Source organism: Pseudoalteromonas sp. S1610, from assembly GCF_005887465.1.
In the GTDB taxonomy this organism is placed as follows: Bacteria; Pseudomonadota; Gammaproteobacteria; order Enterobacterales; family Alteromonadaceae; genus Pseudoalteromonas; species Pseudoalteromonas undina.
Genome location: NZ_PNDI01000003.1, coordinates 1 through 15,404 on the forward strand (window position 1 = coordinate 1; position 15,404 = coordinate 15,404).

The 15,404-nt window shown below is 39.7% G+C and carries 13 protein-coding genes and 1 pseudogene; 10 read left to right on the top strand and 4 right to left on the bottom strand.

Features of this window, described 5'->3' with window-relative positions:
• Nucleotides 1-348, top strand: a pseudogene (locus CWB77_RS02320) (ribonuclease E); the annotation flags it as partial.
• Between the two features lie 423 nt (nucleotides 349-771).
• Here CWB77_RS02320 and yejK read toward each other — a convergent pair.
• Nucleotides 772-1,788 (bottom strand): nucleoid-associated protein YejK, encoded by a 1,017-nt coding sequence (yejK, locus tag CWB77_RS02325; protein ID WP_010389625.1) that lies wholly within the window; start codon nucleotides 1,786-1,788, stop codon nucleotides 772-774.
• A 63-nt stretch (nucleotides 1,789-1,851) separates the two neighbouring features.
• Between yejK and CWB77_RS02330 the strand changes: the two genes are divergently transcribed.
• The 6 genes from CWB77_RS02330 to CWB77_RS02355 all read left to right on the top strand — a co-directional run bounded on the left by CWB77_RS02330 (nucleotide 1,852) and on the right by CWB77_RS02355 (nucleotide 7,676).
• Nucleotides 1,852-2,064: a YejL family protein gene (locus CWB77_RS02330; protein ID WP_008109847.1), complete on the top strand. Its 213-nt coding sequence runs from the start codon at nucleotides 1,852-1,854 to the stop codon at nucleotides 2,062-2,064.
• Between the two features lie 5 nt (nucleotides 2,065-2,069).
• Nucleotides 2,070-3,566: a DUF3413 domain-containing protein gene (locus tag CWB77_RS02335; RefSeq protein ID WP_055011785.1), complete on the top strand. Its 1,497-nt coding sequence runs from the start codon at nucleotides 2,070-2,072 to the stop codon at nucleotides 3,564-3,566.
• A gap of 145 nt (nucleotides 3,567-3,711) precedes the next feature.
• Nucleotides 3,712-4,203: a DUF4124 domain-containing protein gene (locus CWB77_RS02340; protein WP_138621173.1), complete on the top strand. Its 492-nt coding sequence runs from the start codon at nucleotides 3,712-3,714 to the stop codon at nucleotides 4,201-4,203.
• 183 nt (nucleotides 4,204-4,386) lie between these two features.
• Complete coding sequence (gene aceK, locus CWB77_RS02345) at nucleotides 4,387-6,105, top strand: bifunctional isocitrate dehydrogenase kinase/phosphatase (protein ID WP_055011783.1); 1,719 nt, start codon at nucleotides 4,387-4,389, stop codon at nucleotides 6,103-6,105.
• Between the two features lie 16 nt (nucleotides 6,106-6,121).
• Nucleotides 6,122-7,060: a LysR family transcriptional regulator gene (locus CWB77_RS02350; RefSeq protein ID WP_008468187.1), complete on the top strand. Its 939-nt coding sequence runs from the start codon at nucleotides 6,122-6,124 to the stop codon at nucleotides 7,058-7,060.
• A gap of 172 nt (nucleotides 7,061-7,232) precedes the next feature.
• Entirely contained in the window at nucleotides 7,233-7,676 is a 444-nt protein-coding gene (locus tag CWB77_RS02355) for a ferritin-like domain-containing protein (protein WP_008468186.1), read from the top strand.
• A 65-nt stretch (nucleotides 7,677-7,741) separates the two neighbouring features.
• On the opposite strand, the gene CWB77_RS02360 is transcribed toward CWB77_RS02355, so the two are convergent.
• The 3 genes from CWB77_RS02360 to CWB77_RS02370 are packed head-to-tail and all read right to left on the bottom strand — an operon-like array spanning nucleotide 7,742 to nucleotide 12,414.
• A complete protein-coding gene (locus CWB77_RS02360) occupies nucleotides 7,742-10,774 on the bottom strand; it encodes a TonB-dependent receptor plug domain-containing protein (RefSeq protein WP_138621175.1) in 3,033 nt (1,010 codons plus the stop codon).
• 9 nt (nucleotides 10,775-10,783) lie between these two features.
• Nucleotides 10,784-11,860 carry a FecR family protein gene (locus CWB77_RS02365; protein ID WP_138621177.1) on the bottom strand — a complete coding sequence of 359 codons (1,077 nt, stop codon included), beginning with the start codon at nucleotides 11,858-11,860 and terminating at the stop codon, nucleotides 10,784-10,786.
• Nucleotides 11,857-12,414: an RNA polymerase sigma factor gene (locus tag CWB77_RS02370; protein ID WP_010389615.1), complete on the bottom strand. Its 558-nt coding sequence runs from the start codon at nucleotides 12,412-12,414 to the stop codon at nucleotides 11,857-11,859. The genes CWB77_RS02365 and CWB77_RS02370 overlap by 4 nt, the downstream gene beginning before the upstream one ends.
• A gap of 287 nt (nucleotides 12,415-12,701) precedes the next feature.
• On the opposite strand from CWB77_RS02370, the gene CWB77_RS02375 reads away from it, so the two are divergent.
• The 3 genes from CWB77_RS02375 (at nucleotide 12,702) to CWB77_RS02385 (ending at nucleotide 15,370) form a co-directional block, all read left to right on the top strand.
• Nucleotides 12,702-13,304: a PilZ domain-containing protein gene (locus CWB77_RS02375; protein ID WP_010389613.1), complete on the top strand. Its 603-nt coding sequence runs from the start codon at nucleotides 12,702-12,704 to the stop codon at nucleotides 13,302-13,304.
• 120 nt (nucleotides 13,305-13,424) lie between these two features.
• Entirely contained in the window at nucleotides 13,425-14,480 is a 1,056-nt protein-coding gene (locus tag CWB77_RS02380; protein WP_138621179.1) for an agmatine deiminase family protein, read from the top strand.
• The gene (locus CWB77_RS02385; RefSeq protein WP_131690844.1) at nucleotides 14,477-15,370 is read left to right on the top strand and encodes a carbon-nitrogen hydrolase; all 894 of its coding nucleotides are present in this window, start codon (nucleotides 14,477-14,479) and stop codon (nucleotides 15,368-15,370) included. The genes CWB77_RS02380 and CWB77_RS02385 overlap by 4 nt, the downstream gene beginning before the upstream one ends.
• Nucleotides 15,371-15,404 lie beyond the last annotated feature (34 nt).

A 15,404-nucleotide genomic window follows, 5' to 3' on the forward strand; every position in this document is an offset into this window, starting at 1 on the left:
GAACCAGTAAAAACTGAAGAAGTCGCTGTTGAAGCAGAAACCGCACCGGTTAGTGCTACTGAAACACCTGTAGAAGCTAAAGAAGCGCCTTTAGTTGAAAGTCAGCCTGAGAAAGTGTCGCAAGCTAGCTCAGCTAATGTAAACGCTAAAACAGTGATTACAGCTGGACATGCAAGTGCGCCAATGGCACAGCCAACACCTGTAGCTGATAGCGAAATCAAGCATACATCAGTTGCAATGGCACATGACAAACGTGAGTTAATCCCTGACAGTGGCCTTCGCCCTGGCTCAGTAAAACCTGCAGGTCGTGCTAGCTCAGCAATGACTAAAACACTTAATGCTGAATAAGCACTAAGTTTAGTTAAAAGCTAAAAAAACCGCGTTAATTGATTTTAACGCGGTTTTTTATTGCCTGATATTTATGTAACTCGCAACGGGGTTCGGGTAAAGTCGAAAGTTAGCGGGCTACGGGGATCGGGCTTCGAGCCTGCTCCCTAAACCCTTAGCTCGCAACTTGCTGTGAGCAAGATCTACGTCTACAGCTATTCCTAACACCTAAAACATGCGCGAGGTAAACTCCCGCCTACGGATAAGGTCAACATCGAGGTTTATTGTCGGCGGGGCTTTATGCCGCGCAAAGGAATTATTCACAAAGAGTACTATGAGACGCTGCGCTTTTAGAGGGTAAAGTTACAATCGAAGGTTAACGGACTGTGAGGATCGGGTTACGAGCCTGAGCCCGAAACCCGTAGCTCGCAGCCCGCCGTGAGTTTAATCCTGCTCTTGTTCCATGAAACGTTGTAGTTGGTCTTTAAGGTTTGGCGGAATGCCCTTGATCACTAAGGTATCAGTGGCTTCATTATAAGTCACACGCTCACCTAAATGCTTACGCTCAAAGCTAATGCTCACACCGCCACCTAAGCCTGAAAACTTCACCATACTCGTTACTGTTTTCTTATCGACTGGGAATGACTCTTCTAGGTCATAGCTTTGCTCTTTACAAAAGCTCTCAAACGGGTTGTCGTCGCCTTTAGTCAGCGTTGCTGAAAGTTCACTTACATTAGCCTCTTCTCCAGTAGTGACACAGTCGTTACAATAATCAAATACTTGCTTACGTAAATCGTCTTTTTCAGACTTATCAAATTCTTGCTCTGATAAGTAGTCTTCTACCGCGTTTAGCATTACTTGGCTTTGTTGCTTAGGATCAATGCCCTCTTCACAACCTAAGAAATCTAAAAAGAAGTCAGCCACTTTTCGCCCCGCACGACCTTTAATAAACGAAATATAACGATTGTCGTCTGCTTGGGTATCCCATGCGGTTAAATCAATGCGAGCAGCCAATTGCATACGCGAAATATCTAAATGGCGCGATGCGGCTAAATCAAGCTCTGAAGTCATGGAGTAGTGCTCTTTAATGTTGATCATGGCAATCAACATATAATCAGTAGCCACGTACTGATAATGACAAAATACTAAGTAGCCAGTTTCATTAAAGGCGTATTTATCTAACTCTTCTTTTAATACCGTTGATGCCTGCTCGGTCATATGCCAAAAGCCAAGCTCATTATTACGATAGCTTTGCATAGTAGAGGCAACAATACTGTTTTTTTCACCACTAAAAGCACAAAAACCTTTGCCTGGCTTGCCGTTGTAGGCGTGGTGTAATTGCTCAATGAATACAGCAACTTTGTCGTTGATCATCATTTCGTCGTTGCGAAGGTGAATTTGGGTGTCGTCATCTTTTTTGTCTACATAGTGCACGACTAATTTTTTAACATCTATTGCCATCTTTGTTTTTCACGCCTCTGGTGTTAAAATACGGGAATATAACTATTTTTATTGAACCAACTGATGCCAATCTTATCAAAATACTCTAATGAAGAAGTAGAACAAATCGTCGATCAGCTTATTGATGTTTTATCAAAACACAATGCGCCGGTTGATTTAAGTCTTATGTGTTTAGGAAATTCTATCACGCATATCTTAAAAGAGCATGTACCAACAGGGAAAAGACAAGCTGTTACTGAGAACTTTGCAAAAGCACTCGCTCAGTCGGTTAAATAAACTCTATGAATTTATCGCAGCATAACCAGTTTTCATCGAAAGCAAGTCAATTATTAAGTTGGGGCCATTGGTTTACATTTGCCAATATTGGTTTAGCGCTTTTAATTAGCTTAAGCTATTTATTTGCCGACTCACCGCCCACTACTTATATAGGTATCACTTATATGGTGGTTACGTGGCTAAGCCACACCAGCTTTATTGCCTTTTTAGCGTTTGTGCTGACAGTTTTTCCTTTAAGTTTAGTGTTTCCCTATCCGCAGCATATTCGTGGTATGGCGGCAGTGATAGCAACAATAGGTGCTTCAATACTGACTTTGGACGCTTATGTGTATTTTAACTTGGGCTATCACTTAAATGCCTCGGCGCTGCCTGAAATTATTTCGTTGTTGTGGCACCGCTTAACAAATTCACCTGCGCTTACTACCTTGCTTGCTGGCAGTATTGTGTTACTTATTTTAGGCTTTCAGCTTACGGTTAGTAACTTTACTTGGCACCATTTAGGGCGTTTAAAGCAATTTAAATTTGCTCGTTATGCCGGTTCTTTTTTAGTTATCTGTTTTGCCTTAAGCCACAGTATTCATATTTGGGCTGATGCAAATTTAAAATTTGATATCACAAAACAAGATAACGTATTACCGCTTTCGTACCCGACTACGGCAAAGAGCTTACTCGCTAAAAACGATTTGCTGGATGTTGAAAGCTACGAGCAAGCCCATAATGTTAAAATTAATAACCAAGGTATTAATTACCAAATACCTACCCCATTAGCAAAATGTGAAGATTACAACGCAGCTAAAGTTGATATTTTAGTGTTTGATAATGACGAACAGTTAGCAAAATTTGTTGCTAGCAAAAAAGGCATTTATAAAAATCAGCAGTTTTTACAACCCACAGATCATAGCGACATGCTATTTGGTTTGGTGTATGGCCTGCCTGCATTTTATAAAACCGACATTATTGAGCAACAAACCTTACCTGTTTGGCAAAGCCAACGCCGTAGTGTAGAAGTATTTGGTATTGATGAGCTGAGCTTTATTAACGAGCAAGCACACAAAGATGGCGCAATCAGGGTTATTAAAGCGAATGAAAATACGACTGTACGCGATGACACTACTGAGTTTTTTGCATTTAGTGTGTCTCAAAACAGCAATGAAATAGTGACCACGTCAACCTTGTATAGCTCAGATAAGTTTATTTCTAAAGTGAATGGCTTAATTCAACCTAGTGACATTCTTGCTACTAGCCTTGGCCAATACTTAAACTGTAATACGCTTGCAGAGCAGACAATGTTAGGGAAAAACTTATACAATAAAAGTAATAACATTGGCGTTAATTACTCACAAGGCGTCGTAATTGCTTATAAAAAAGATAGAATTACGCTGATTGATCGTGATGGAAACTTTAGAAATATTTCCGCAGCTGAAGGGTTTTCAATTGAGCAAGGACTTGATATTCCGTTTTTAGTGCACAGTATTAAAAAGCTTAAAACATTTTCTCAATAGCACCTCATAATACGAGCGAGTCATTAAAACTGACTCGCTTAGTTTCTGTTATTACTCCTTTGCACTTGCTATCCCCCCAAGCTAGGTTATAGTTTTTATCATTAAAAATTATTAACTCGATCAGAATATACAAAGGATAATCATTATGTTCAGCGTTATTAATCTGATCATTACTGTCTGTATTTTATGTTTTAGCTCTTTTGCATTAGCTCAAACCACCTATTACAAATGCGTAACCCCAGAAGGGACTACCTTTTCACAATTACCTTGTAGTAACAATGCAACCGTTCATAAAATAACTGCCACCGAGCCAAAACAAGCAGGTGAAGAAATAAACTACACTAAGCAGTTAAACGAACTTGAACGCGACACCATAATTACTAACTTAGAGGCGGAGCTGCGCAGTAACCAGCATAAACTCGCTATACTTTCGCGAGAGAAAGATAGAGCTGATTTTAAACAACAACAACGCTTGAATCATATATTAAGTGCCGATGATAAAAAACGAATTAGAAAAGATATTAAAAAAACGCAAAAAAGCTTAGATAAGCAATATAAAAAAGATAAAACAGTAATTGAAAAACGAATTAAGAAATTACAAAAAAAGATTGATGCCTACCAAGCAGAGTCTAATTAACTTAAATAAATATCATCTTAATTAGCTTGGTTTTAAACATAAAATAACATACCCTTAACAACCGTAGAGTACGAACTCTAATACGTGTTTAGTGATGCAATTTCCTTTGACCCGCTTTTACAAATTAAATGGTATCCACCGGCACTTTGCTAAACACCTAAAGGCGTCAATTAAGGAGTACTGATGCAACCACGCCAAATTGCTGAGTTAATTTTAACCGGATTTAAAAAACATTACCTGCTGTTTCAAAGAACAACAGCAAAAGCACCTTATGCGTTTGCTAAAAGAGATTGGCAAGCAATCAATGATATTAGCCGCCTACGTATTAGCTATTATGATGATCGAGTTAACGAAACCACAAAAACCTTACGTGAACGCCAACAAACAGACCAGCTAAACGAAAGTTTATGGCTTGAAGTAAAAAAAATTTACCAGCATTTTTTATGTTTTCACCCGCAGGCTGAGCTTGCCGAAACATTTTATAACTCTGTATTCTGCCGCTTATACCACCGCCGCTATTTTCATAATGACTTTATTTTTGTTGAAGCGACACTCAAAGATGCGCCATCAGTGCCTGTAGAGGCTGAATATAGAAGTTACTTCCCCGTCGTGGATGGTTTAAAACCAACAATTAAACGCATTATTAACCACTTTGATTTTAAAGCCGATTTTGTCAACCTTGAGCGTGATATTCGTTTATTAGTAAAAGCGTTTTATAAGCAAGCTCCCGATACTCACCACCAGCATTGGCAAATGCGTTTTGATATATTACACACGCCGTTTTACCGCAATAAAGCCGCATACATTGTGGGGCGCGTTGTATCGCAAAGTGGCGTTCAGCCTTTTATTATTGCCGTGTTACACCATGAAGATAAAGGCCTTTATTTAGATGCCTTACTTACAAAGTCGTCGCAAATGCGGGTTATTTTTGGCTTTGCGCGAGCTTACTTTATGGTAGAAACTCATGCTCCTTCAGCGTTAGTGCGGTTTTTAAATCAACTTATGCCGAATAAAACCCTCGCCGAGCTTTACAACGCCATAGGCTTTCATAAACAAGGTAAAACTGAATTTTACCGTGAGTTTTTGAATCATTTAACTCATTCTAATGATCAATTTACCATTGCTCCAGGTACACCGGGTATGGTGATGATGGTATTCACCCTGCCCTCATTTGGTTATGTATTTAAAGTCATCAAAGATAAATTTGGCGAAAGTAAGCCATTTGGTCGCGAAACGGTATTAAAACGCTATCAACTGGTTAAAAGCCACGACCGTGTTGGCCGAATGGCTGACACCATAGAGTATTCAAACGTCGTATTTCCTTTGGCACGATTTGATAGTAACTTGTTAGCACAGTTGCACAAAACCATTGGCTCATCAATGGTAATTGAGGGTGACTGGTTAATTATAAAACACTTATATATTGAAAGACGGATGACACCGCTGAATCTGTTTTTAGAAAATGCAGACGAAAAAAGTGCCGCCGATGCCATTGAAGAGTATGGGCAGGCGCTTAAAGAAATGATTGCCGTGAATATTTTCCCTGGCGATATGCTGTTAAAGAACTTTGGTGTAAGTAAGCACAAACGGATTATTTTTTATGATTACGATGAAGTGCAATATTTAACAGACATGAACTTTAGAGCGCTACCTAAAGCAAAAAGTTATGACGATTATTTAATGGACGAACAAAGTTACTCGGTTGCACCTCAAGATGTATTTCCAGAGCAGCTATGTACCTTTGTAATGCCTAATCCAACATATAAACAATTTTTAACTAGCACGCACCCTGAATTACTTGATGTTAACTTTTGGAAACAAGCACAACAAAATATAAAAAATGGAAAGGTGAGTCATATTTATCCCTATCCTACAGCACAGCGTTTTATCCATTATTGGTAAACGTTAAGGACACACAATGAATATAAGTAAAATAGATTTAAATTTACTGGTTTACCTCGATACATTACTGCGCGAATGTAATGTTACTCGTGCTGCAAACCAGCTTAGCATTACTCAACCGGCAATGAGTAACGGACTTAAACGCCTACGCAACCTTTTTAATGATCCTATTTTAGTGCGTACCAGCGATGGTATGGTACCGACTGAGCGTGCTATTGAGTTGCAGCCTGTGATTCGTGGAATCTTGATGACCCTTGAAGAAACGCTGGCACCTAATCGTGAGTTTGAAGCTAAACAAAGTAAGCGAGTGTTTAGGATCATGGCCAGTGATTACGCGGCCAGTACCATGGCACCGCGTTTATTAGGGAAACTACACGAAGAAGCGCCCGACACCACCTTAGATATTTTAACTCCTAGTGATGTTACCTTTCACGATGTTGAAAACGGTAAAGTTGATATGGCGATTAACCGCTTTGAAAATTTACCACAATCGTTTCACCATAAACGTATTTGGAAAGATAGCTTTTGTTGTTTAGTAAAATCAGATAACCCCATTATTGAAAACTTTAGCCTAGACAGCTATTTAAAAGCTCGCCATATTTGGGTAAGTAAAACAGGCTTTGGTGTTGGTGTGGGGATGGACCCTAAAGATGTGCAAAAGCTGGGCTGGGTTGATGAGGCACTGGCGCATTTTGGTAAACACCGTAATATTGCCACTTTTACTCGTAACTATCATGTGGCTGTTCACTTAGCCAAAGAGAAAAATTTAGTTGCGACTTTGCCCTCAAAAGCGGCCAATATTTATTTAGACGATCCTGGGCTTAAAATACTGGAGCCCCCCTTTCCTATCCCGCCATTTGAACTTGATATGATATGGAGCCCTTTATTACACAGAGATGCTAGTCATATTTGGTTACGCCAAAAAGTAGCTGAAGTAGCGGATGAGCTAAAATAACTTTCTTACATACCTTAATGTAAAATTTGCTTGCTAACGCCTAGTTAGCAAGCATACCAAACTATAAAAAATAATTAAAAACCATCAAATACAAAAGCTTAAAAAACAAAACCTACTTGGAATAGCACTTGCTTGATAATGACTGTATTTTAAATTAACAGAGGTCATTATTATGAGCACCCATCAAGGACAAGAAATAAATCATATTACCGACATTATCCAAGTAATGAATAGCGGCATCGACTTTTACCAAACAGCACAAGATAAAGTACAAGACCCCGCTATAGGAGCCCTATTCCAACGTATGATTGACGCTCGTAAAGTCAGTGTGGAGAGTTTACAACCTTACGCAATTAATCAACAAGGTGAGCGCGAAGATGGCTCGTCGTTTGTTGTAGAAGCACGCCGTGCATTTACTACTTTGATTAGTAAATTTGCTAACGATAACGATCAAACCTACGTTAAAGAGCTTGAGGAAGTAGAAGACAAAACCTTAGAAGAAATTAAAGTAGCGTTGAAAAAGCCTCAGTCTCATGATTGTGAAGCAGCGTTATCAAAAGTATTACTTACTATGCAGAGCTGCCATGCTGAAATGAGTAAAATGCAAAAACATTAAGTTTAAAAACGATAAAAGGGCCTTACGGCCCTTTGGTTGTTAAATAACAATAGGAGAGTTATTCATTAAAAGCGATACTCTGCACCTACGTAGTAGTAAGCACCGTTGAAGCCAAATGGCGCTGAACGACGTGAGTACTTAAATACACCATCGCTGCTGACAATGGTGTTACCTTGAGCATCTACAATTGTGCCTGAACGTGAATTACCTATGGTGTTTTCATCTGGGTAAACATCAAATAAGTTATTTGCGCCAATATTTACTGATAAATCGTCAGTCACAAAGTAATTTACTTTGATGTCAGTTAAAATTTCAGCACCATAAGTCTGGCGGCCGCCATCTTCCACTGTGTATTCACCAAAGCGATTAAGCGATAGGTTTACGGTCCAGTCGTCGCGACGATAAAGTGCACTTAAGTTAATTCGATCTTCTGGTTGCCATTCTTCAATAATAGAAATTTCTTGATCAGAAAACACATCATCAACTGGCACGGTCTCAAGCCCAGAACCTGCAGGTGTAAATAACGACACGACATCGGTTTCTGTAAAGTTAGCCGCTAAAGTAAAATCAAGCGTGCCGCCAAGGCCTTCTGTATTCCATGTAGCCACAAAGTCGATACCTTGTGTCTCAGTGTCAGCGCCATTTAAGAAAAACTGCCCTGCACCCGCACCTGAACTTAATAACGCAGCATCAAGACTGCTTGATAAGCCTTTACCTAAGCGATTACTAATTACAATACGGTCGTCAATATCAATTGAGTAGTAATCTAGGGTTACATTAATATTATCGCTTACGTTATAAACGATACCTAAACTGCGGTTTTGAGATTTCTCTTCTGTGAGCTTAGGAATACCTAAACTTTGCGCAAGGGTTGAATCGTTTCTAAAGGTGCCCACTTCTTCAGCCACTAAGTTACCATTAGGGCCTACAACAAACTGTGTGCTGATGTTGTTAAAATACAACTGCTGCATTGAAGGTGCTCTAAAGCCTGAGCTTAGCGCACCACGAAGTGAAATATCTTCAGTTACTGACCAGTTACCGGCTAGTTTAAAGTTAACTGTATCGCCAAACCCTTTGTAATTGTCGTAACGTAACGCCCCTGAGATAATTACATCTTCAATAACGTAAGCTTCAGCGTCTAAGTAAAACGAGATCACATCACGCGACTCATCAACCGACGACGCTGGGGATGAACCACCAAAGCCTTGTGTGCCACCGGATGCGTTTTCGCTGCCAATACCACCGCTTAGCCCATCGTAAATATTAACACCGTTGTTGGTATCGTAATCGCGATATGCATATTCACTACCCTCTAAAATTCGGTACTCATCGGTACGAATTTCAGCACCCATTGCCAATGAGTAGTCATCAAAATTTTGAGTAAAATCAAGATTGATCGTTTGCAGTGATAGCTCCATGCCATAAGCATAACCTTGACGTGGAATCGTGGCGCGAATATCTGCTGCACTTAGGCCTTGATCATAACGTAAAAAATTCGCGTAAGAGCCGTTAATAGTATCGCTAGTCGTGTAGTCAATACTGTTTTCACCATAGGTGTACGATAAATCTAAGCTTGAGTCGTTATCAAATTCAGTTTTATAACCAAAGTTATATGAAATATCGTCAATCGTGGTGTTTATTTTAGGTAAAAAACCAGCTGGGATAGTTGCATCGCCATCTTGAAGTACCGGGTTACCACCTGCATTGGCATTATGGCGGAAAAATGCTGCTGATTCGTTATCACGAGTTGAATAGGTAATAAAACCGTATAGTTCACCCGCTCCTAATTCGTAGCCGGTGTTAACTGTTAAACCAAATTGTTGTGAATCAGCATCACCAATTCTGAATGTATCACGCGGTGCGGTTAATTCGCGTGGTTCACCTGCAAGCAAGGTACCATCAGAAAGTTCAGTACAGCCATAGAACTGACATGAGCCATGAAGGCCTGCACGGTTAGTTGGTGCACGATCACGGTAGTTAATAGTTGTATTTAAATAACCGTTATCACCTAAAGCAAAGCCTTTATTAAAGTCGATATTAACGGTTTCGCCATCACCTTCAGAGTACTCACCGTAGTTAACGGCCGCTTTACCACCTTCGCTGCCATCTTTTAGCACGATATTAATAACACCGGCAATTGCATCCGAACCATATTGAGCCGCAGCGCCGTCGCGCAGTACTTCAATACGTTTAATAGCTGAGGCTGGAATCGCATTCATGTCAGTACCCGCAGTACCACGACCAACGGAGGTATTAATGTGGATAATACTGGCTTGATGACGACGCTTACCATTGATCAATACCAATGTTTGATCCGGGCCAAGGCCACGTAAGGTTGCGGGTCTTAATGCATCAGTACCATCACTAATAGATGAACTTGAAAAGTTAAAAGAAGGTGCGATAGCTTGAAGCATGCGGCCAACTTCAGTTTGACCGGTATTTTCGAGTGCTTCTGCACTTAAAATATCAACGGGGACAGGTAAGTCTTCAACTGAGCGTCCTGCGACACGACTACCTACAATAGCAATTTTTTCGATGTTTTGTTCTGCGCTTTGTTCAGCGGCATTTATTCCTTGTGAATTAACTGCAAGTAAAGCAGGTAATACAGCAGCACTAACTCCTGAAAGCTTCATCATGTTGTTATCTTTCCTATTGATTTGTTTGAGTTTAATACTCAGTAAACCATTTTGATCAACAACCGCATCGAGCTCAGTCTCAGCTAACAATGCGTTTAACGCATCGAGTTGAGAATAAAATCCATATAACGAATTTGCCTGGTACTGTTTAGCAAGTTCGTACGAAAAAACCACTGTTTGTTCAGTTTGCTTGGCAAATTCAATTAAGGCTTTGTCTGCTCGTTGCGCTTTTATATCAAACTGCATCATTTGCCCCTGGATTTGATTCGCATGCACACTGATACTAAAAAACAGCGGTGCAACGAGTCCCAGCGGACTTAAATAACACGTATGGTTACTGCGCAACTTATATAAACAGTTAGCAAACAAAAATCCTCTATAGGTTTTTATCATTTTTTTAATCTTTAAATTACTTTTTACACCCTTATGAGTAACATTGATTAACAATGGCGTGATTTTCATTACCATTACCTATGATTTTTTTTGATATTTTAAACTAACAACATGCTCGCCTAAACGTTCATGCTCAATTGAAAAATTATTTTGTAAGCTCTCTAACAGCCCTGCAACATCACCTGCTTTGAAGACGCCAGCCACTTTAATGCGCGCTAATTCATCAGATGATAATTCAAACCGCGTGGCGGTATAACGGCTAACCTCGTTTAAGGCATCAACCAACTGTTCACCATTAAAAATCAACATGCCATTTTGCCAAGCTAAATCACGTTGTACGTCATCAACCGATAACTGTGTGATTGGTTTTGTAACGCTTTGTTCAATAACTGCTTTTTCACCTGATATCACAATGTTGGCATTGATTTTGCGGATTTCTTGGTTACTGTTGCTCGCTTGCTGATACGCTTTAAAATCGTCAGCATTAACAGCAACACTGGGATCGGTGATCATCACTTTACCTTCAGTGACTACCAATTCGAGATCAGAAGAGGTATTGCGCTGCACATTAAATACGGTACCAAGAGCGGTAAAGCTTTTATCCCCCGCCATAACACTAAACGGGCGTGATGCATCTTTAGCTACATTAAAACGCCCTTCTCCACGGCTTAGTAATAACTGTCTACGTCCTTGGCTATAAGCGACTTCCAATGAACTATTGGTATTAAGCTGAACTATTGTGCCATCTGGTAAAACATAGGTTGCTTGCTCGCCAACCTTTGTTTTATAAATTTTTGTGTAATTTACTTTAGCTAAATTTTGGTTAAAGTTGCTCCCCATGTTCAGCAAAAAGTAGCTGCACATCATTAAAGCTGCAACAACACTTGCCGCAATACCATATACATAGGAAGGCTTTGTTTTAATGCCTGCAGAGTGCTTATTAGGAAACAATACGCTGAGCTCGTTAAGCACACTTAAGTCATCCCATAATTGTGCTAATTCATATACCGCATTCTGATGAGCCGTGCTTTGTAACATCCAAAGTTTGAATTGCTCTTGCTCTTGTATATTTAAGCCACGATCAATCGCACTTATCCATTGCGATGCTTTTTCTAAGATTAATTCTTTTGAAGTAAATTGATGGATGTTACTCATTTTACTGCCCTCACTATGTTCGCACTTTGTTGGCAATGCTCACTCTCATCTTGCACTTGATCGCGCATATATAGCATGGTGTTTAGTAGCCCCTTAGCAATGTGCTTTTCTACCGTACTTTGACTTAGCTGCATTTGCTGTGCGATCTCTTTTTGGCTCATCCCATATACTTTTTTTAATATAAAACATTTTCTCACTACAGGGCTTAGCTGCTCAGTAGCACGACAAAATAGTAAAAAACGTTCTTTGGAGGTGTATTCATCTTCTAATTGCATTGATTTAAGCAATTTAGGAAGTTCAGTTTCGTGATTTAAAGGAGTACTAAATTTATTATCCCATTTAGCTATATGATTTAGGGCGAGATGTTTAGCTGTTTTCAACATATAGCTGCGGGTGTATTGAATATCTTGTTTTAGCTCTGCTTCATAACTTTTAACAAAGGTTTCTTGAACAATATCATCAACATCGTCAGGTAACACAATTTTAGACACAAAGCGCCGCAGTTGCGTGGATATATCTGAGAATGTACTGGCTAATTTAATTCCTCGAGCCACGTGGGTAGTCCCTTGTTATTATTATTACGGTAAGATTACGAGTTTTATGGTTAATTACAAGGCATTTTGTTAATTATTGGTTATTTATTAGTTGCGAATATACGTACTCAGTATAAATGTATTAATATTTATTATATTCTTAATCATTATGGCTGTATTAAAAGTAGCACCCCTAGCGTTTTTATAGTGAAGCCAAACCCTTATTTAGCTTAATTTTTATTGGGTTGCTGTGTAGTAATTTAATAACCGCAACGCTACTATTAACGGATAGAGGCTAGGAGTTAAAAATGAATAATCAAAAATTAGCTGATTTTGAGCTTTACTTTCAAATTGAAGAGAGCAATCGCGTCAATCTATTTGCCGTAGATGACGCAGTGGTACCAAAAAGTTTGGCTGAACTAGACGCAGATATTCCGCCTTTATTTAAACTTGCTAACGAAGTCAGTAGTTTAGATCAAAGCGCTTTAGGCCCTTTGCGTAACTTAGGAGATATTGCCCAAGAACTGACGACGTTTTTACAAGCCCAGTCGCGTAAGATAGATTTGATCATGAGCCATATTTTAGCTTCAGAACAACCTGAAGATAACTCAATTTATTGCGATAGTTATGGCGGCGGCGGAATTAAGTTTACCAGTGAACATTTGTACACATTAGGTCAGAAATTTCGTACCAAACTGTTTTTACAGCATGAAGCCTCTGCGGTGTATTGTTATAGCGAAGTTGTTGCTATAGAAAAACAAGACAATGAGCATTACCAGTATACCCTGCTATTCGTATCAATAAGAGACAGTGATCAAGAGTTGGTTGTTAGAGCCAGTTTACATGCGCAAACACGCCAACTTAAAAAGCGCCAACAACTTGAAAAAGCGAAAGAGAGTTCAAACGAGTAACACGAGTGTTTATTTACCTGTTTAAATCGCTTTAAATTGTAGTTCAAACGTTTATTTAAAAGTGACTTAGCTGTAATTGAACTGCTAAACTAGCCCCATCTTTATTTGTATTAAAAATCCATGAACTTTAGACTTTTACCTGAATGGGCCGAGCAAGATGCAGTTATGCTTACATGGCCTCATAAAAATACCGATTGGGCTGATAATTTAGCACGTGTTGAACCCGTTTATATTGAACTTGCAAAACATATTACCGCGCAACAAGCCTTAGTGATTGTAGCTCATGATGAAATATTAAAAACCCACATTAACTCATTACTAAATGATGCTGGTATTGAGCAGACCCGTGTATATTTTGTTATTACTCCCACTAACGATACGTGGGCGCGCGACCATGGCCCACTTACGTGCAGCGCTATAGAAAAGCCAGATCAACTAAAAGTCTACGACTTTACCTTTAATGGCTGGGGTAATAAGTTTGAAAGTGCCCTTGATAATCAAATAAATCACATATTAGTTAAACAGCTAAGCAATATAAACAACCAGTATCAAGCCCTCGATATGGTACTTGAAGGCGGTGGTATTGAAATAAATGAACACGGTGTATTGCTAACAACCAGCGAGTGTTTACTGAATAGAAATCGTAACCCTAATTTAACGCCAAGTGACATAGAAGTTCTTTTAAAAGCGCACTTAGGGGCAACACGTTTTTTATGGGTTGATCATGGTTATTTAGCGGGTGACGACACCGATAGCCACATTGATACGCTAGTGCGCTTTGCGCCTAATAACACCCTTGTGTATGTAAAATGTGACGATGAAAGCGATGAGCATTTTAGCGCGCTAGATGCCATGGAAAAACAACTAAAAAGCTTTAAAACAGCTGATAACACCCCATATAAGCTAATTGAGTTACCGTGGCCAAAAGCCGTGTATGATGATGAAAATACGCGTCTACCCGCCACCTATGCAAATTACTTAATTATTAATAATACGGTATTAGTGCCTACTTATGACGATGCAAGCGACCAACACGCTTTAACGCAAGTTCAAAAGGCATACCCAGAGCACACAATTATTGGTGTAAATTGTTTACCTATTATTGAGCAATTTGGCAGTCTTCACTGCATTACAATGCAATTACCCCGTGGATTTTTAGCTGGAGCAGCACAATGACAAGCCCTGCACATTTATCAGTTGCCTTAGTGCAACAAAGCAACAGTGACAACGCTGAACATAACATTGAAAAGTCAATTGCGGGCATTCGCGATGCAGCAAGTAAAGGCGCGCAACTTGTTGTACTTCAAGAATTACACCGTAGTTTATATTTTTGCCAAACCGAAGACGTTGATGTATTTGATTTGGCCGAAACAATACCAGGCCCAAGTAGTAATATTTTAGGTGAACTCGCCAAAGAGCTTGGTATTGTGATTGTAGCGTCATTATTTGAAAAACGTGCTACGGGCCTTTACCACAATACCGCCGTGGTGCTTGAAAAAGACGGCAGCATTGCAGGTAAATACCGTAAAATGCATATTCCAGACGACCCTGGGTTTTATGAAAAATTTTACTTTACTCCTGGGGACTTAGGCTTTGAGCCTATTCAAACCTCTGTAGGTAAACTAGGTGTACTGGTATGTTGGGATCAATGGTTTCCTGAAGCCGCGCGCTTAATGGCAATGGCCGGTGCTGAGCTTTTAATTTACCCAACAGCTATTGGCTGGGATCCTCGCGATGATAAAGACGAGCAAACCCGCCAAAAAGAAGCTTGGGTTATTTCACAGCGAGCGCATGCGGTTGCTAATGGCGTTCCGGTGATTAGTTGTAACCGGGTTGGTCATGAAAGCGACCCGAGCGGTCAAAGTGACGGTATTCAATTTTGGGGTAACTCGTTTATTGCAGGCCCTCAAGGTGAAATGTTGGCAGAGGCTGATAACCAAAATGAACAAATATTAATGGTAAAACTTGATCAAAAACGCAGCGAGAACGTAAGACGTATCTGGCCGTATTTACGCGACCGTAGAATTGATCATTATCAAGATTTAACAAAAATTTACCGTGACTGAATAATAGTGTGGCTCTTACTCGTTAAGAGCCTAA